The organism is Streptomyces sp. NPDC093089 (assembly GCF_044754405.1).
Lineage (GTDB): Bacteria > Actinomycetota > Actinomycetes > Streptomycetales > Streptomycetaceae > Streptomyces.
In genome coordinates, this window is sequence record NZ_JBIVPA010000004.1 from 290,369 (window position 1) to 308,375 (window position 18,007).

16 protein-coding genes are annotated in these 18,007 nt (G+C 72.0%); 2 read left to right on the plus strand and 14 right to left on the minus strand.

Annotation, left to right across the window (positions count from 1 at the left end):
• Positions 1–79 precede the first annotated feature (79 nt).
• From ACIQFX_RS11365 to ACIQFX_RS11380, 4 genes are all read right to left on the minus strand, one after another.
• Complete coding sequence (locus tag ACIQFX_RS11365; protein ID WP_402461110.1) at positions 80–1,783, minus strand: LCP family protein; 1,704 nt, start codon at positions 1,781–1,783, stop codon at positions 80–82.
• A 19-nt stretch (positions 1,784–1,802) separates the two neighbouring features.
• Positions 1,803–2,423 (minus strand): nicotinate-nucleotide adenylyltransferase, encoded by a 621-nt coding sequence (gene nadD / locus ACIQFX_RS11370; RefSeq protein ID WP_376486072.1) that lies wholly within the window; start codon positions 2,421–2,423, stop codon positions 1,803–1,805.
• Between the two features lie 52 nt (positions 2,424–2,475).
• Positions 2,476–2,640: a hypothetical protein gene (locus ACIQFX_RS11375; RefSeq protein ID WP_402461113.1), complete on the minus strand. Its 165-nt coding sequence runs from the start codon at positions 2,638–2,640 to the stop codon at positions 2,476–2,478.
• A gap of 83 nt (positions 2,641–2,723) precedes the next feature.
• A complete protein-coding gene (locus tag ACIQFX_RS11380) occupies positions 2,724–2,945 on the minus strand; it encodes a hypothetical protein (protein ID WP_402461608.1) in 222 nt (73 codons plus the stop codon).
• 128 nt (positions 2,946–3,073) lie between these two features.
• Between ACIQFX_RS11380 and ACIQFX_RS11385 the strand changes: the two genes are divergently transcribed.
• A complete protein-coding gene (locus ACIQFX_RS11385) occupies positions 3,074–4,177 on the plus strand; it encodes a M48 family metallopeptidase (RefSeq protein WP_402461114.1) in 1,104 nt (367 codons plus the stop codon).
• On the opposite strand, the gene ACIQFX_RS11390 is transcribed toward ACIQFX_RS11385, so the two are convergent.
• The 7 genes from ACIQFX_RS11390 to ACIQFX_RS11420 form a co-directional block, all read right to left on the minus strand.
• On the minus strand, positions 4,162–5,250 hold the full coding sequence (locus ACIQFX_RS11390) for a hypothetical protein (RefSeq protein WP_402461116.1): 1,089 nt from the start codon (positions 5,248–5,250) through the stop codon (positions 4,162–4,164). The two genes, ACIQFX_RS11385 and ACIQFX_RS11390, sit on opposite strands and share 16 nt — an antisense overlap.
• Before the next feature lie 125 nt (positions 5,251–5,375).
• Positions 5,376–5,936, minus strand: coding sequence for a hypothetical protein (locus ACIQFX_RS11395; RefSeq protein WP_402461118.1), 561 nt, complete (start codon positions 5,934–5,936; stop codon positions 5,376–5,378).
• Between the two features lie 76 nt (positions 5,937–6,012).
• Entirely contained in the window at positions 6,013–7,296 is a 1,284-nt protein-coding gene (locus ACIQFX_RS11400; protein WP_402461119.1) for a glutamate-5-semialdehyde dehydrogenase, read from the minus strand.
• A 169-nt stretch (positions 7,297–7,465) separates the two neighbouring features.
• Positions 7,466–7,987, minus strand: coding sequence for a hypothetical protein (locus ACIQFX_RS11405; protein ID WP_402461121.1), 522 nt, complete (start codon positions 7,985–7,987; stop codon positions 7,466–7,468).
• A gap of 169 nt (positions 7,988–8,156) precedes the next feature.
• A complete protein-coding gene (gene proB, locus ACIQFX_RS11410) occupies positions 8,157–9,260 on the minus strand; it encodes a glutamate 5-kinase (protein WP_402461578.1) in 1,104 nt (367 codons plus the stop codon).
• A gap of 124 nt (positions 9,261–9,384) precedes the next feature.
• Positions 9,385–9,909, minus strand: coding sequence for a GtrA family protein (locus tag ACIQFX_RS11415; RefSeq protein ID WP_402461123.1), 525 nt, complete (start codon positions 9,907–9,909; stop codon positions 9,385–9,387).
• Entirely contained in the window at positions 9,909–10,904 is a 996-nt protein-coding gene (locus ACIQFX_RS11420) for a glycosyltransferase family 2 protein (protein ID WP_402461124.1), read from the minus strand. The genes ACIQFX_RS11415 and ACIQFX_RS11420 overlap by 1 nt, the downstream gene beginning before the upstream one ends.
• A gap of 251 nt (positions 10,905–11,155) precedes the next feature.
• Between ACIQFX_RS11420 and ACIQFX_RS11425 the strand changes: the two genes are divergently transcribed.
• The gene (locus ACIQFX_RS11425; protein ID WP_402461126.1) at positions 11,156–12,718 is read left to right on the plus strand and encodes a hypothetical protein; all 1,563 of its coding nucleotides are present in this window, start codon (positions 11,156–11,158) and stop codon (positions 12,716–12,718) included.
• Positions 12,719–12,788: 70 nt separating this feature from the next.
• On the opposite strand, the gene galE is transcribed toward ACIQFX_RS11425, so the two are convergent.
• The 3 genes from galE to ACIQFX_RS11440 form a co-directional block, all read right to left on the minus strand.
• Positions 12,789–13,781, minus strand: a complete 993-nt coding sequence (gene galE, locus ACIQFX_RS11430) for a UDP-glucose 4-epimerase GalE (protein ID WP_402461128.1) — start codon at positions 13,779–13,781, stop codon at positions 12,789–12,791.
• A 131-nt stretch (positions 13,782–13,912) separates the two neighbouring features.
• Positions 13,913–15,070: a glycosyltransferase gene (locus tag ACIQFX_RS11435; RefSeq protein ID WP_402461130.1), complete on the minus strand. Its 1,158-nt coding sequence runs from the start codon at positions 15,068–15,070 to the stop codon at positions 13,913–13,915.
• Positions 15,063–17,846, minus strand: a complete 2,784-nt coding sequence (locus ACIQFX_RS11440; protein WP_402461132.1) for a CDP-glycerol glycerophosphotransferase family protein — start codon at positions 17,844–17,846, stop codon at positions 15,063–15,065. The genes ACIQFX_RS11435 and ACIQFX_RS11440 overlap by 8 nt, the downstream gene beginning before the upstream one ends.
• Between the last annotated feature and the right edge of the window lie 161 nt (positions 17,847–18,007).

Sequence of the window (18,007 nt, forward strand, 5' to 3'; positions counted from 1 at the left end):
AGGCTTTCGTCGGCGGTCCAGTACCCCTCCAGGGTCTCACGGACCGCCGACGGCCCCGCCAACGTTTTCCGGAGCGCCGCTACGAGGCTCCCGGGACCTTGTAGTCCTGGCCGAGGATCACGGTGACCACGGCCGCTCCCACCGGCTTGCCCTTGGTGACGCTGCCGGCCGGCAGACCGAGCGTCTTGGCCACCTCGACCGCCGTCGGCTTCTGCGCGTCGTCACCGTAGACGACCTGCGACTTCGCCTGGGTGTTCCCGGTGCTGCCGCCCACGAAGGCGTAGCCGCCGTTGATCAGGACGACCCGGGCGGCCTCGGTGGCCTTCTTGCCGGAGCCGTCCCGCACCGAGACGCGGGGCACGTCGCCCGCCTCGGGGGCGGTGACCTTTCCGCCGAGGATGTCCTTCACCACACTGTCGCTCGCGCCCTCGGTCAGCGTGCCGTCCTGACCGACCGGAAGCAGGGCGGTCTTGTGGTCGCCGATCTTGGCGTGCTCGGCGAGCTTGGCGAGGGAGGCGGCGAGGTCCTTCTCGGGGAGCGAGGGGTCGAGGATCTGCTGGAGGGTCTCGACGGTGACCGTGGCGACCTCGGGGTCGGAGGAGATCTTGCGCAGCACCCCGTACATGACCTGGCCGAAGCGCTGGAGCTGCTTGGCCTCGGCCTCGCCGGGCGCCCGGTAGGTGGCGTAGGCGACGGCGGCGCGGCCGTTCAGGGTCTGCTTCTCGCCCTTCCTGACGAGCGGCTCGGCGCCCTTCTTCGGGTCCGGCACGTCCGTGTCGGTGTCCGTCTCGATGCTGCTGACGGCCTCGACGAGGTTCTCGAGGTACGGGGTGTCCAGGCGCCAGGTGCCGGTGATCTTCGTCCCGAGGAGGTTGTCGATCGACTCCCGGGTGCCGCCGGAGCCGTCGTCCTCGACCGACTTGCCGAGGGTGGTCGCGCCGCCCTCGCCGTCGGCGACGACGACGGAGTTGGGGAGCAGGATCGTGGTGCCCTGGCGGGTGGTCGTGTTGTCCACCAGGAGGGCGGTGGAGGTGCTGCCGCTCTTGAGGTCGTGGAGGTGGACGACGATCGTGTCGCGCTTCTGCGGACCGGTCGCGGTGTTCCCCTTCTGCTCCGGGGCGGACGTGCCGGGGAGCAGGCCGGCGGACCAGAGGTAGCCGACGCCGCCCACTGCGGCGAGCACGAGGACGACGACGAGCGCGGTGATCCGGTTGCGGCCCCGGCGCCTGGCCTCCTCGCGCCGCTCGGAGCGGCTCTCGGTGAACTTGAGCCAGTCGATGACGTCCTCGGAGTCCTCGTCGGGCTCCTCGATGAAGGAGAACTGCTCGGTGCGGTACTCCCGGTCGTCGTCGGCCTGCCGTGGCGGGGCGGGGCGCTCGGGGGCGGGCCGCTGGCCGGGCACGCCGGCCGGGGCCGCGACGGGCGCGGCCGGCGGGGCGGACGGCGCGGGGGCGGCCGGGGCGGCCTGTGCCGGGGCCGGCTCGGCCTGGGCGGCCCACTGCTGCCCGGTGTCGTAGGCCTGCGGGTAGGCGTAGCCCTGCTGCCCGTAGGGGTCGTACTGCGGCTGCTGGGCCTGGGCCTGCTGCGCCTGCGGCTGCTGGGCGTACGGGTCGTAGCCGTACGCCTGCTGGTCTTGCTGGGGCTGGTGCTGCTGCTGTTGACCGGCGTACGGGTCGTAGTGCTGAGCGGGCTGCTGGTACACCGGCTGCCCGTACTCGTCGTAGCCGATGATCTGCGGCTGCTGCGGATAGTACGGGTCGTACGGATGCTGCTGGTCGTTCACCGGTGCCCCTCCCCGAAGCTCACTCGCCGCGGTACAGCTGGCGTTTGTCGATGTAGCGCACCACGCCGTCCGGAACCAGGTACCAGACGGGATCGCCCTGCGCGACCCTCGCCCGGCAGTCGGTGGAGGAGATGGCCAGCGCGGGGACCTCGACCAGCGAGACGCCGCCCTTGGGCAGTCCGTCGTCGGTGAGGTCGTGACCCGGCCGGGTGACGCCGATGAAGTGGGCGAGTGAGAAGAGCTCCTCGGCGTCGCGCCAGGTGAGGATCTGCGACAGCGCGTCGGCTCCGGTGATGAAGAAGAGGTCCGAGTCGCTGTTGAGAGAGCGCAGGTCCCTCAGGGTGTCGATGGTGTACGTCGCGCCGCCGCGGTCGATGTCGATGCGGCTGACCGAGAACTGCGGGTTGGACGCCGTGGCGATGACGGTCATCAGGTACCGGTCCTCGGCCGCGGAGACCACCTTGTGGCTCTTCTGCCACGGCTCCCCGGTCGGTACGAACACCACCTCGTCCAGGTGGAACAGGGCGGCCACCTCGCTCGCCGCCACCAGGTGTCCGTGGTGGATCGGGTCGAAGGTTCCGCCCATCACGCCGACTCGGCGCTTGCCACGCCCGCCAGTAGGCACTTCCTGCTCTCCCATGCGTGCAGAGCCTACTGGCACGGCGGCGGGCGCCTGATCAGAGGTCGCCTGATCAGCGGTCGCGGTTGAAGCGGGTGGTGATCCACAGCAGCAGGAGCAGGGCGCCGAGGGCGCCGAAGCCGGTGAGGTACGGGTTGAGGCTGTCGTGGTTGCCGCCGCCGTGCTCGGCGCCCTCGGCAAGGGTGACCAGGTTGACAGCGGTGCTGTGGAGGCTCATCTTCGGCAGACCTATCGATCGGGGATGGGAGCGGAGACTTCGCGCACATCGTATGCGGGCCGTCCCGACGCGCTCACGCCGACTCAGGCGTTGGCGTCGCGGTCGGTGCCGCCGTCCGTGCGGCTCGCCGGTCCGCCGACCGCGTCGGCGGTGTCCGCGTCGTCGCTTCGGTACCCGCGCAGCAGGAACCAGGCGAGCAGAGCGCCGCCCACGAGCGAGACGATCAGCACGATCCGGATCGTGCTGCCCGGCCCTTGTGCGGCGGCTTCCGCGAGCAGGGCGGCGGCGTCTGCGGTGTCCGGCATGTCGGTCGTGCTCCCAGGTCGTCCTCGGTGCCCGAGTTATCCACAGGCCCCGGCACACGGTAACGCCAGCCCCTACGCTGGGTTCAGTCAGGGGGACGAGCACCGACTCGTACGAACAGGGGGCATCCATGACCGAGAACGACCAGGGGAACGTGCCGAGCAGGCAGCGGAAGCGGTTCCCGGGCATCTCCTCGCGGGCCTACGAACATCCGGCGGACCGATCGGCCCTGGTGGCCCTGCGGAAGCTCAGCGGCTTCGACACGGTCTTCAAGGCGCTCAGCGGCCTGCTGCCCGAGCGCAGCCTGCGTCTCCTCTTCCTCTCGGACTCCGTCCGGGTGAGCGACGCGCAGTTCAGCCATCTCAACGACATGCTGCGGGACGCCTGTTACATCCTGGACCTGGAGAAGGTCCCGCCGATGTACGTGGCGCAGGACCCGAAGCCCAACGCGATGTGCATCGGCCTGGACGAGCCGATCATCGTCGTCACCACCGGCCTGGTGGAGCTCCTCGACGAGGAGGAGATGCGGGCGGTCGTCGGCCACGAGGTGGGCCACGCCCTCTCCGGCCACGCGGTCTACCGCACGATCCTGCTCTTCCTCACGGGCCTCGCCCTCAAGGTCGCCTGGATCCCGCTGGGGAACGTGGCGATCATGGCCATCGTGACGGCGCTGCGCGAGTGGTTCCGCAAGTCGGAGCTCTCCGCGGACCGGGCCGGCCTGCTGGTCGGGCAGGACGTCCAGGCGTCGATGCGCGGCCTGATGAAGATCGCCGGCGGCAACCACCTGCACGAGATGAACGTGGACGCGTTCCTCGCCCAGGCCGACGAGTACGAGAAGTCCGGGGACCTGCGGGACTCGGTCCTGAAGATCCTCAACGTGCTGCCGCGCTCGCACCCCTTCACCACCGTCCGGGCGGCGGAGCTGAAGAAGTGGTCGGAGAACCGCGACTACCAGCGGATCATGGACGGGCACTACCCGAAGCGCTCGGAGGACAAGGACACCTCGGTCACGGACTCCTTCCGGGAGTCGGCCGGGCACTACGCCGACACGGTGCGGACCAGCAAGGATCCGCTGCTGAAGCTGGTCGGGGACATAGCCGGCGGTGCCGGTGACCTGGCGGGCGACCTGGGCGGCCGGCTGCGCAGCCGCTTCGGTTCGGGTCAGGGGCCCCAGAAGCCGGACGCCGGGAAGGACGGGGCGGGCGGCGCCCCGGACGGTCAGAGCGAGGGCTGAGCGCCCGGCGCGAGGGCTCCGCACAGCGAGGGTGCGGCGGGCCGACCCGTGGCGTACGGGTCGGTGACCGCCGGGCCGCCGCCCGTGTCGGAGCCCCGGGCTCCGGCGAGGAGCGGCTTCAGCGAGCCGGTGGTGTCGGCGCCGCACGCCTGCGGACCGGCCTCCACGGTGCTGGTCAGCAGCTCGGCCCGGTGCATGCGCAGGTCGTCGCGGTCGAAGCGGAAGTGCACCTGGCGGTGGACCGTGAAGAGGGACGCCGCGGCGACCGGTCCCGCGCCGTGGGCGGCCGGGCGCAGCGCGTAGGTGTACGTGTGGTCCGCGGTGACGTCCAGGGTGTCGGGGCCGGTCTCCTCGAAGCGCAGGGTGCCCTGCACGCGGGTGGCGGGATCGGCGAGGACGACCCGCTCGGGGTCGAAGCGGACGAGCCAGCCGGCGAGGGCGTGGCGGCCGTCGTCGGCCGGTGACTCGACGCTCCGGTCGAACTGCTCCAGCTGGTCCGGATCGAGCAGCAGCCGGGCGGGCCGGACGGTCTCCCCGGACAGGACGTCGGGCTCCAGGGAGGAGGCCACCAGGTACTCCTTGGCGATGCCGAGGGCGGCGACGACCTGGCTCTCGGCGAAGTGGGAGGTGCGCCCGGCGACGGGCAGGTTGATGCCGGCGGCCCCGGTGCGGTACTCGGCGGCCGGGCTGTGCGCGAAGAGTCGCGCGGGCTCGCCGCCGGGGACGGTGTCCCGGGGGGCGAGCGGGACCACCGTGGTCCGCAGCGGTTCGGCCCGCTGGTCGACGGGAGGCTGGTACGGGTTGCGGACGCCCAGGTAGATGGCGGTGCCGAAGGCGAGGAGGATCAGCAGGACGAGCAGGACCGCCTGGCGGGAGCCGGTGCGGCCCTCCCAGGCGGAGGGGCGGCTGCGGACGGCCCGGGCGTGCTCGCCCATCCGTTCCTGGGCCGAGAACTCCTGGAGGCGGGCAGCACGGACGAACGCCTCGTCGAAGACGACGGATCGGTACTCGTCCTCACCACCGCCGGGGAACCCCTCGGGTGTCCCCTCAGGCGGGTCGCCACGCCCTGCCATACCTTCAGGGTAGGTCTGCGGGGGCTTCGGTAAACGCCCAGGTACACGACAAGTTCGGAAGAATTCCGCCGTCGGGGTGTACGGGCGGCGGGGAGACCGGGCGGCGGGGGACCGGGCGGCGGCCGCTATTCGGGTACGGCGGACCGGAGCGCGGGCGCGACGGCCGCGGGCGGAGCGGGGAGCGGCTTCGGCGTGTCGACGCCGGTGGTGGCGGGCGGCGGGACCTGGTCGTCGCGATTGGCGGCGGCGCCGCGGTAGACGGCGCTGAAGGCGAGGGCGACCATGCCGATGCCCATGACGAGGGCGAGGATCCAGGCCACCGGGCGGTGCCAGCGCGCGCTGCCCCGGTAGGGGCGCAGGGCGCCGCCGTGGCGCCCGTAGGGGCTGGCGTCGTCGCCGACGTCGTCGGGCTCGTAGGTGAGGCCCAGGGGGTCGCGGCCGTCCTCGTACGGGTCGTCGTCGACCGCCCCGATCCCGGCGCGGGCGCGGGCGGCCTCGGCCTCCGCACGGGCCTGGGCCGCGGCGAGGAGCCGTTCCACCGCCGTCGGCTCGTGGACGGTGGCGGCCCGTACGAACTCCTCGTCGAACACCACGGGGGCGTAGACCTCGTCGGCGCCTCCGCGGTCGACACGGTCCTCGGGGTCCCCGCCGTCCTGGAACGGCCTGCCCCCCACGTCGTCCGGCACGGATTCAGAGTAGACCCGCGAGGTGGTTTTGGGCAGGGAGAGTGCGAACCCTCCCTGCCCGTACCGAAAGGAGGTGTTACCGCACGTGGCCGTCGCCGGTGACGATGTACTTGGTCGAGGTCAGCTCGGGAAGGCCCATGGGGCCCCTGGCGTGCAGCTTCTGGGTGGAGATGCCGATCTCGGCGCCGAAGCCGAACTGTCCGCCGTCCGTGAACCGGGTGGAGGCGTTCACGGCGACCGTGGTCGAGTCGACCAGCTGGGTGAAGCGGCGGGCCGCGGCCTGCGAGGTGGTGACGATCGCCTCGGTGTGACCGGACGACCACATACGGATGTGCTCCACGGCCTTGTCGAGGGAGTCGACGACCGCGGCGGCGATGTCGTACGAGAGGTACTCGGTCTCCCAGTCCTCGGCGGTGGCCGGTACGACGGTGGCCTTGGAGCCCTGGGAGAGGGCGAGGACGCGCTCGTCGGCGTGGACGGTGACGCCGGCCTCGGCGAGGGCGGCGAGGGCCTTGGGCAGGAAGGCCTCGGCGACGTCCCGGTGGACGAGGAGGGTCTCGGCGGCGTTGCAGACGCTGACCCGGGAGGCCTTGGAGTTGATCAGGATGTCGACGGCCATGTCGAGGTCCGTCTGGGCGTCGACGTAGACGTGGCAGTTGCCGGTGCCGGTCTCGATGACCGGGACGGTGGACTCCTCGACGACGGTCCTGATGAGGGAGGCGCCGCCGCGCGGGATGAGCACGTCGACGAGGCCGCGGGCGCGCATCAGCTCGCGGACCGACTCGCGGGACTCGCCGGGGACGAGCTGGATGGCGTCGGCGGGCAGTCCGGCGCCGCCGACGGCGTCGCGCAGGACGGTCACCAGGGCGGTGTTGGAGGCGTACGCGGAGGAGGAGCCGCGGAGCAGGACGGCGTTGCCGGACTTGAGGCAGAGGGCGGCGGCGTCGACGGTGACGTTGGGCCGGGCCTCGTAGATGATGCCGACGACGCCGAGCGGGACGCGGACCTGGCGCAGGTCGATGCCGTTGGGGAGGGTCGAACCGCGGACGACCTCGCCGACGGGGTCGGGCAGCGCGGCGACGTCGCGGACGTCGGCGGCGATGGCCCGGACGCGCTCCGGCGTGAGGGTGAGCCGGTCGATGATGGCCTCGCTGGTCCCGGCTTCGCGGGCCTTGGCGATGTCCTCGGCGTTGGCCTCGACGATCTCGGCGGCGCGGACTTCGAGGGCGTCCGCGATCGCCAGCAGGGCGTCGTCCTTGGCCGCACGCGGGAGTGGCGCGATTTCGGCGGCGGCGCCACGGGCCCGGTAGGCGGCCCGGGCGACCGGGGAGAGGTTGTCGAGGGGCGTGAGCGAGGTCATGCCCGCAGGGTACTTGCCCTCCTGCGGACATCCCTCACGTATCCCGCACTCCGAGACGTACCCCGGCAGGGGGACGGGCCCGGTTCCCGGGCCGTGTCCCCGGCGCCCGGCGCCCTGCCTCCGGTGCCCGGCGCCCTGCCTCGGGCACCCGGTGCCGGGCCCCTGGTGCTCAGTAGGGGTGGACGCCGACCGGGGCGGCCGGCGGCGGGCCGTAGCCCTCCGCGATCCGCTGGTGGTAGGTCTCGCGGTCGATGACCTCCAGGCCGACGATCTCCCAGGGGGGCAGCTTGGCGGTCTGCCGGTGCTCGCCCCAGAGGCGCAGGGCGACGGCCGCGGCGTCGTGCAGGTCGCGGGCCTCCTCCCAGTACCGGATCTCGGCGTGGTCGTTGGCGTAGCGGCTGGTCAGCAGGAAGGGGTGGTCGTGGGCGAGCTGTTCGAGCCCGCGCCGGACCTCCTTCAGGGGCGACTCCACACCGGAGACGCTGAGGGTGATGTGCCAGAGCTTGGACTCGGGCTGTTCCTTGGCTCGTGCCTCACGCGTCTCGCGCGACTCACGTGTCTCGGTGGTGGTCTCGGTCTTCCTGTCGGTCGACCTGTCCCGTGCCTCGTCGAAGTCGGCTCCGGCCTCGACACTGGTCAGGGCACGTTCGGCAGTCCCGCGGGGCGGTGCCCCTGGGCGCGCTCGTCTCACCGGCGGCCTCCTGTGTGATGCGTGTGGTGCTGTACCCCGCCTTGGTCTTACCCCCGAGACAAAGTTGACCAGCCCGAGGCGGCACATGGGGCGGTTTTGGTAAAGGTCCCTTCCGGATGGCCAGACTTTCAGCCGTTTCGGCGGGGGCGGTCAACCGGGTGTGGCGCGGTCAGCCGATGACGACCAGGTCGTCGCGGTGCACGACCTCGCGTTCGTACTCGGGTCCGAGCTCCGCGGCCAGCTCGCGGGTGGACCGGCCGAGCATGCGGGGGAGTTCCTTGGCGTCGAAGTTGACGAGGCCGCGGGCGACGGCGCGGCCGGCGGCGTCGCGCAGCTCGACGGGGTCGCCGGCCACGAATTCGCCTTCGACGGCCGCGACACCGGCCGCGAGCAGGGACTTCTTGCCCTCGACCACGGCGCGTACGGCTCCGTCGTCGAGGGTCACGGAGCCCTGCGGGGTGGAGGCGTGGGCCAGCCAGAGGAGCCGGTCGGCGGAGCGTCGGCCGGTGGAGTGGAAGTACGTGCCGGTGTCGCGGCCGGCGAGGGCGTCGGCGGCGCGGCTCGCGGAGGTGAGGACGACGGGGGTGCCGGCGGCGGCGGCGATGCGGGCGGCCTCGACCTTGGTGACCATGCCGCCGGTGCCGACGCCCGCCTTGCCGGCCGAGCCGATCTCGACATGGGCGATCGACTCGGGGCCGGTGACCTGCGCGATCCTCGACGTGCCGGGCTTGGACGGGTCTCCGTCGTACAGCCCGTCGACGTCGGAGAGGAGGACGAGCAGGTCGGCGCGGACGAGGTGGGCGACGAGGGCGGCGAGCCGGTCGTTGTCGCCGAAGCGGATCTCGTCGGTGGCGACGGTGTCGTTCTCGTTGACGACGGGGAGCGCGCCCATCGCGAGGAGCTGGTCGAGGGTCCGGTACGCGTTGCGGTAGTGCGCGCGGCGGCTGGTGTCGTCGGTGGTGAGGAGGACCTGGCCGACGCGGACGCCGTAGCGGGCGAAGGAGGCGGTGTAGCGGGCGACGAGGAGGCCCTGGCCGACGCTGGCCGCGGCCTGCTGGCGGGCGAGGTCCTTGGGGCGGCGGGTGAGGCCGAGGGGGGCGAGGCCGGCGGCGATGGCGCCGGAGGAGACGAGGACGATTTCCTTCTCGCCGCCGCTGCGGACCTTGGCCAGGACGTCGACGAGGGCGTCGACGCGGTCGGCGTCGAGGCCCCCGGAGGCGGTGGTGAGGGAGGAGGAGCCGACCTTGACGACGATCCTGCGGGCCTCCGTCACGTACTGCCTCGTCACGTCCGTCTGTCCCGTCACCTGCGTCGTCACCTGCGTCGTCCTCACTCGGCCCCACGGCCTCACCCGGCTGTCCACGGCCGCGTGCTCCCCGCCGCGGCTGCCAGGCAATCTACGCGAGCCGGGAGGGCCGCCGCTCGTCCGTTTCGCTCTCTGGACCGGGCGCGGCAGGGTTCTGCCGGGCGTTCCGGGGGACCAGGATCCGCCGGGAGACGAGGTAGGTGAAGGGGATCGCGACGACGGCGGCGACGAGTGGCGCGATCCGGTCGTCCATCCCGGCCCAGGTGACGAGCGCGTAGAGACCGACGCTCTGCACCAGGTAGTTGGTGACGTTGGTGAGGGGGAAGAGGGCGAACTTCTTCCAGGTCGGCCGGGTGCGGTAGGTGAAGTAGGTGTTGAGGAAGAAGGAGCCGATCATGCTGAGGAGGAAGGCGAGGGAGTACGCGGCGAAGTACGGCATCCACGGGTGGAGGAGCAGGTAGCACCCGAAGAACGTGCCGGTGTTGACCCCGCCGACGAGGGCGAAGCGGAGTATCTGCGCGAGCCGCTCCCGCCGTGGGGAGGCCTCCGGACGCGCACCGGCCTCCGGGCCCGCACCGGCCTCCGGACGCGAACCGCTCCCCCGGACCGGGGTCATCAGCGCTCCCGGTCGGCGGTCACGACGCGGATGCGTTCGGCGGCGGCGCGCTCGGCGGCCGCGCGGCCGAAGGAGCGGTGGGTCTCCTTGACGAGGAAGTGCGGGCGCCGCTTGGTCTCGTAGTAGATGCGGCCGATGTATTCGCCGATCAGTCCCAGCATCACCATCTGCACGCCGCCGAGCCCCACGATGATCGCCACCAGGGTGACGTACCCGGGGGCGGTGACGCCCTGGGTGAGGGCGGCCGCGGTCACCCAGACGGCGTAGAGGACGGCGAGGCCGCTGAGCGTCATCCCGAGCCAGAGGGCGATGCGCAGGGGCCGGTTGTTGAAGGAGATCAGCCCGTCCATGCCGTAGTTGACCAGGGAGCTGAACTTCCACTTCGTCTCGCCGCCCTCGCGTGCGGCGTTCTGGTAGTCGAAGGTGACGGTGTCGAAGCCGATCCAGGAGAAGAGTCCCTTGGAGAAGCGGTTGTACTCGGGCAGCGAGAGCAGGGCGTCGACGGCGGGGCGGGAGAGCAGCCGGAAGTCCCCGACGCCGTCGGTGAGTTCCACGTCCACCCAGCGGTTGACGGCCCGGTAGTACACGCGGCTGAGTGCCGAGCGGAGTTTCTTGTCGCCCTCGCGGGTGCGCCGGGCCATGACCTGGTCGTGGCCCTGGTGGTAGAGGTCGAGCATCCGGGCGAGCAGCTCGGGCGGGTGCTGGAGGTCGGCGTCCATGATCACCACGGCGTCGCCGGCGGATTTGCGCAGGCCCGCGAGCATGGCGGCCTCCTTGCCGAAGTTGCGGCTGAAGGAGGCGTACTGGGTGCGGTGCGGGTGCCGTGCGGCGATCTCTCGCAGCTTGCCCAGCGTTCCGTCGGAGCTGCCGTCGTCCACGTAGCAGATCTCGTAACCCACCGGGAGGGTGTCGAGCACCTGTCGCATACGGGCGTCGAACCGCTCGACGACGTCCTCCTCGTTGTAGCAGGGGACGACGACGGAAAGCCTGGTCATGGAACGGTCACTCCAGAGGAATGGGCGAGAGTACGTCCTGACGGACCGCCACCGAGCTCTCCTACGAGCAGCTCGGCCACGGTACGGAGCGGCGGTGACGACCTGGCGTCGCCCGAGTGACCGCCCCCGGTCGGCATGTCGTCCATGCAGCAAAGCATGCGGGGAAGATATTGATATACGTGGCATTTTTACCCATTCATCACCCATTAGGGCGACGCGCCACGGACCGTGGACGGCTGGAGCGATGACCGTTGAGCAGGACCACCATCTCGGAGCACGGTGACGCGCGGGTGCGGGAGGACGGAGCGGACGCCGACGGGGACGGCCTCCGCCGGGCGTCGTCCGGGGTCGCCCTCGTGGTCGCCGCCGGCGCGGCGGCCCTGCTCGCGGTGGGGGCCTTCCTCGGCCTCTACGTGCGCCCCACCTCGGACGACTGGTGCGCCCTCTGGAAGACCCGGGACATGGGCGTCCTGGGGATCACCGCCGACTTCTACAGCACCCAGAACGGGCGCGTCACCAACGCCTTCCTGACCGGCCTCCTCTACTCCGACGACATGCGGGGACCGAAGCTGCTGCCCGCCGTCCTCGTGGTCGCGCTCGGCGGCGGCCTGTTCTTCCTCGGCCGCGCCGCCCTGCGCGCCCTGGGCCTCCCCCGGCCGCCCGCCGCGCCGCTCGTGGCCGCCGCGGCGCTCCTCCCGGCACTGCTGTTCTTCGCCGGCACCCGCTCGTACCAGGTGCTGCTGTGGGCGCCGGCGACCATCTCCCACACCCTGCCGAGCGTGATCGGCCTGTGGGCCGTGCTCGCCGCCGCCCGGGCCGCGCACGGCGGGCCGCGGTGGGCCCGGGGCGCGGCGGTGGGATCCGCGCTGGTGACCGGGGTGGCGCTCGGCATGCTCAGCGAACCGTTCACCCTGGTGGCCGGGCTGCTCGCCGCCACCACCGGCGTCCTCTGCCTGCCCCGGCTCGGCTGGGCCAGGGACCGGTACGTCTCCACCTGGTGCGCGGCGGCCTGCCTCGGGCTCGCCACCGGCCTCACCCTCCTGTACACCTCGCCCGGCGCCCGGTGGCGGCGCGCGCAGCACCCCCAGGAGCCGCTGTCGACGGCGCAGATCGGCGAGACGTTCCACGACTGGTGGCGCGTCTGGCAGACGATCGGCGGCCAGGGGGCGTACGCGGGAGCCGTCGCCGTCGGCGTGCTCCTCGGCCTGGCCCTGGTCGCCGTCCGGCCCGAGCGGGACCGGACCGGCGGCCGCGACCGCCCCGCCGGCCTCCCCCCGCGCCGGCTCCTGCGCGTCGTGGCGCTCCTGCCGGTCCCGCTGATCGCCCTCGCGAGCCTGGCCGTCGTCCACGGGCTGCGCAGCGGCTACGGCGACACCGGCTGGGCCTACGGCCGCACCTGGACGAGCTTCCTGTTCCCGCTGCTGCTCGCCCTCTGCGCGTACGGCACGTGGGGCGGGTACCTGCTCGGCCGGCGCCTCCTGGCCCCCGTCCCGCGCCCCGCCGGACGGGCGGCCGCGCTGGTCGCGGCGGGCGCCGTCTCCCTCGGCGCCGCGGCCGCCCTGGTGCAGCCGGTGTACGGGCTGACCACGGCCACGGTGGTGCGGAGCGTCGCCTGGGACCAGCAGAACGCCCGGATCCGCGCCGAGGCGGCGGCGGGCGCCCGGGACGTCGCCTACCGCCCGCTCCTCATCGGCGGCCTCAGCGAACCCCTGTTCGCCTCCTCGTACCAGCGGGACTGGGCGGCGCGCTGCACCGCCACGTACTACGGCGTGGACCGCATCCACCGGCCGCCGGACACGCCCAGGACGCCCTAGCCCCCAGCGGGCACGCGAAGGCGGGGTGCCCTTTCGGGGGCACCCCGCCTTCGCGTGTGGACCGGCGGCGTCAGCCGGCGGCGCGGGCCGCGCGGTTCGCGCCCCAGCCCTCCCAGGCGGAGGTGATCATGGAGCGGACGTCGTACTGCGCCTTCCAGCCCAGCTCCGACTCGATGCGCTCCGCCGAGGCGACCACGCGCGCCGGGTCGCCCGGGCGGCGCGGGGTGACCAGCGGCTCGACGCTGTGGCCGGTGATCTCGTTGATGAGGTTCACCATCTCGCGCACCGACACGCCCTCGCCGCGCCCGATGTTCAGGGTCAGCGTGGCGGTCTCGCCGGCCTCGCCCGCCGCGACGAGCGCGCGGGCGGCGGCCAGGTGCGCGTCCGCGATGTCGGCGACGTGGATGTAGTCGCGGATGCAGGTGCCGTCCGGCGTCGGGTAGTCGTCACCGAAGATGCGCGGGGACTCGCCGGCGTCGAGGCGCTCGAAGACCATCGGCACCAGGTTGAAGACACCGGTGTCGGCGAGCTCGGGGGCCGCGGCGCCCGCCACGTTGAAGTACCGCAGGCAGGCGGTGGACAGGCCGTTCGCCCGGCCGGTGGCACGCGCCATCCACTCGCCGACGAGCTTGGTCTCGCCGTACGGGCTGAGGGGCAAGCACTCGGTGTCCTCGGTGACGAGGTCCACGTCGGGCATGCCGTAGACGGAGGCGGAGGAGGAGAAGAGGAAGCTCTTCACACCCGCGGCGGCCGCCGCCTCGAGGATGACCTGGAGGCCCGTCACGTTCTCGCGGTAGTAGTAGAGCGGCTTCTCGACGGACTCGCCGACCTGCTTCTTGCCGGCCAGGTGGACGATGCCCTTGATCCGGTGCTCGCGCAGCACGCGGTCGAGGAACTCGCGGTCGAGGACCGTGCCCTGCTCCAGGACGATGCCCTCGGGGACGCGCGCGGGGTTGCCGGTGCTGAGGTCGTCGACCACGACGACGTGCTCGCCGCCCTCGGTCATTGCTTTGACGACGTGGGAACCGATGTAACCGGCGCCGCCGGTGATGAGCCAGGTCATTCGGACAGTGTAGCCACAGCCTCCGGGCCCCTCCGGGGCTCCGGAAGAGGCCCCGGACACACGGGAGCCCCGCCCGGACGCCCGGCCGGAAAGGCTTCCGGCGGGCGTGCGGGCGGGGCTTCCGGTCGGCTCTAGCGGTCGATCTGCTCGAACGTCGACTCCCACTGGTCGAGCACGTGCGGCAGGGCCAGGTGCGCGACGTGCTCGCGCCCGGCGCTGCCGTACCGCTGCCGCAGCGCGCCGTCGTCCATGAGCTCGCCGAGCGCGGCGGCCAGGGCCGGCACGTCCGCCGGCGGGACCAGGGTGCCCGTGACGCCGTCCGCGACGAGTTCCCGGACACCGCCGGAGACGTCGAAGCTCACACACGGCACGCCGCAGGCGGCGGCCTCGGCCAGCGCCATCGGCCGGCCCTCGCGCTCACTGCTGATCGCGACGATGGACAGCTCGCGGTAGGCGGACGCCATGTCCTTGGCCGTGCCGCGGAAGACGACCTGGTCGGCGACGCCGAGGTCGGCGGCGGTCATCCGCAGCTCGCTCTCCAGCGGACCCTCGCCGAAGAGGTGCAGCTCCCAGCCCTCGCGGCCCTTGTGGGCCTGCGCGAAGGCCTCGATCATCCGGTCGTACCGCTTGATCGGGTCGAGACGGCCGACCGCACCGATCTTGCGGGTGTCGAGCGGGGCCTTCTCGTCCGGGTAGAACGGCAGCGGGTTCGGCATGACCCGCACGTTCGGCACGCGCTGGTTGACGAACTCGACCGCGTCGCCCTCGGAGAGCACCAGCGTCTGCTCGAGCTCCGGGTAGTGACGCCGGATCAGCGACAGGTTGGCGCTGCGCTTCGCCTGCGCGAAGGACTCGTGGTACTGCCCGATGCCCTTCAGGTGCCGCCACTTCAGCGGCATGGTCCAGTCCACCGCCCACGGCGAGCCGAAGACGATGTAGCCGTCCCGCACCTCGGCGAGCTTCCGCTCCAGCTCCGCGCGCGCGTGGTCGCGCTCGGCCCGGGCGCGCCGGGTCTCGGCGCGGCGCGCCAGGCTGAGCCGGTCGCCGACCGTCCGCACGGGCGACTTGGGCTCGACGGGCGCCGGGTAGAGCGTCGAGTGCCGGTAGGTGCGCTCGGCGTTGTACGGGAAGGGCTCGGGGCTCGGACGGATGCCGATCAGCTCCACCCGGTGACCGCGCTCCCCCATGCCCTGGGCGAGGGTGTGCAGCACCCGCTGGGATCCGCCCATCGAGTCGACGTCGATGCCGACGAAGAACACGTTCTTACGGGCAGGGGAGGCCTCAGTCATGGGTGCCGCCTTCGAAAAAAGCGTCGACCACCATCTTGCTGGCGTGGCCGGTCTCGTACGAGCAGAACATTTCCTGGAAGCGCGCGTACCGCTGCGCGTGCCGCTCCTGGACGCCGTCCAGGTCCCGCACGGCGGCCGCGAGGTCCTCGGTGGTCGTCAGCATCGGACCGGGCGCGATCTCTTCGAGGTCGTAGTACGTGCCGCGGTCGCCGCCCCGGTAGGCCTCGTAGTCGTCCGTGTAGAGCAGGATCGGACGGCCGGTGTTGGCGTAGTCGAACATCAGCGACGAGTAGTCCGTGAGGACCGCGTCCGACAGCAGCATCAGGTCGTTGATGTCGGCGAACGTGGACCCGTCACGGAGGAAGTGGCCCAGCTCCGGGGCGATCTTGAAGTTGTCGTACGGGTGGGTGCGCACCACGACGACCCACTCGTCGGACAGGTGCGGGGCCAGCTCCTCGAAGTCCACCCGGACCGACTGGCCGGTGCGGCGCGCCGCGTCGCGGAACGTCGGGGCGTAGAGCAGCACCTTGCGGTCGGCCGGGATGTGCAGGGCCTCGCGGGCGGCGGCCACCCTGGCCTGCTGCTCCGGCTCGGCCCAGCGCACCAGCACGTCGTTGCGCGGGTAGCCGGAGCGGATCAGGTCGGCCGAGACCTCGAAGGCCGGCACGAAGGTCCGCTCGAACTCGGCGCTCGGGCAGACCAGCGCGTCCCAGCGGGCCACGCCCGCCCGGAACTGCTCCTGCTCGGCGGCCGACGCCTGGCGCAGCGACGGCACGTCGAAGCCCATCGCCTTGAACGTCTGCCCGTGCCACGTCTGCAGGTACCGGGTGCCCTTGGGCTTCGGGTACAGGTACGGCAGGTTGTGGGAGTCCACCCAGTACGTGGCCCGGGCGAGCGCGCGACCGTACGCGAAGCTGCCGCGCCGGACGAGCGGGACGCCCTTCGGGAACGAGGTGCGGTTTCCGGAGTACGCCCAGACCACGTCGATCGGGAGGTTCCGGCGCTTGAGCTCCTCGTAGATGTAGCGGGGGTTGTCCGCGTAACCGCGGCCCTCCATCGCCTCGAAGACGGCGAGGCTGCGCTTGCGCGGCAGCTTGGAGACGACGTCGTACGCCGTGGCCTTGCCCTCGTTGCCGACGAGGATCTTCTTGACCTTGCCGACCTTGGCCTTCGCCTTGCGGGCGTACGGGCCGAGCGGTTCGAGCGACTTGAGGACGCCCGACCGCTGCCAGGTCACCTCGAGGCGGCCGGCACCCTTCTGCTCCGCCCTGACGCGGAGGTAGTGGATGCCGAACTTGTGGTACGTCACCGTGGCGCGGTAGTCGGGCTGGTCGTGCTCGGCCAGCAGGACGTCCGTGCGGCGGGCGCCGTCGCGCTCCAGGGCGACGACCGGGTGCCTGCGGGTCGCCACGCCGACCTTGCCGACCGGCACCTTGCGCAGGTCGAGCTCGGCCGCGGACACGTACTGGCCGTCGCCGTCGGGGCGGAGGACCAGCGGCACGGACAGCGGCTTCTTGTGGGCGGCCAGCTTGATCGAGGCCACGGTGCCGTCGGTGATCAGACCCGCCGGGTCGTACGTGCGGATCTCCAGGCACAGGACCGGGCCGCGCATCTTCACGGAGGTCAGCTCGTGGCGGAGGCGGCCGCTGGTGAGGACCTGGCGGCCCATGTGCCACTCGCTGATGTCCAGCTCGGTGCGGCTCGCGTCGTCGGCGGGGGCGACGGCACCCCAGTAGGCGACCTCGCCCACCTCGGTCACGAAGCGGGGGGCGAGCTGCGGACGGCCCAGCTGGCGGGCGGCGACCTGGAGCTCCTCCAGGCGGCCGGTGCGCAGCAGGTGGATGCAGACGCGCTCCTCGCGGGAGAGCCGGGCGTAGGTCTCGTCCGCGATCTCGTCGAGGTACGGGTTGACCACGTCGGCGAACTCGGCGATCCACTCGAGGTCGCGGAAGACCAGGTCGCCCAGGTACAGGCGGAAGTCGTGGCGGAGGAACTTGTAGTCCTTCTCGGCGCGCAGGCCCGCGCGGCCGGTCTCCTCGAACCAGGCGTCGATCAGCCGGGCGACGCCGATGCGGTCCACCACGTTCTGGATCTTGTGGCGGCTGGAGGAGATGGAGACGCTCTCCGGCGCGAGGCGCCAGGTGTAGACGGACCACGGGACGACGGCGAAGGACTCCGCGAGCGAGAAGGCCTGCGCGGAGAACAGCTGGTCCTCGTAGTGGATGCCCTCGGGGAAGGTGAGGGCGTTGTCCCGGATGAAGGCGGTCCGGTAGAGCTTGTTCGTCGACAGGTGGTCGAAGAAGTACTCGGGCCGCTCGGCGATGCCGTTCACGACCCGGCGCTCGGTGAAGAGGTGCGGGTACCAGAGGCCGGTGGTGTTCGTCTCCTCGAAGAGGCGGGTCACCTCGCCGGTCACGAAGTCGACGCCGGTCTCCTCGGCGACGAGGAGCAGGCTCTTGCAGGCGTGCCGGGGCAGCTCGTCGTCGCTGTCGAGGAACATGACGTGCGGGGCGCGCGCGACCTCGATGCCGCGGTTGCGGGGCGCGCTGCAGCCGCCGCTGTTCTGCTCCAGGCGCACGTAGCGCACGCGCGGGTCGGAGGCCTCCAGGGAACGCGCGACGTGCTCGGTGCCATCGGTCGAGCAGTCGTCGGCGATGATCACTTCGAGGTTGTTCAGGGTCTGGTCGAGCACCGACCGGACCGCTCGCGGGAGCCGTTCCTCATCGTTGTAGACGATGATGACGACGCTCACATCAGGGACGTCGTTAGTCGGCATCCAAGTCCTCTCACAAGTGCGTGCGGCCAATCCGGCACCTGGCCGACTCGCCACGGCGCTGCCCGCGCCCCGGGTCACGGCGCGTGTCGGCTTCGGTGGTGTCGGGTGCCGCTCCAGCTTGTCCGATCAGCGCCACCCAGCGACCGGCAAGACTACCGGCG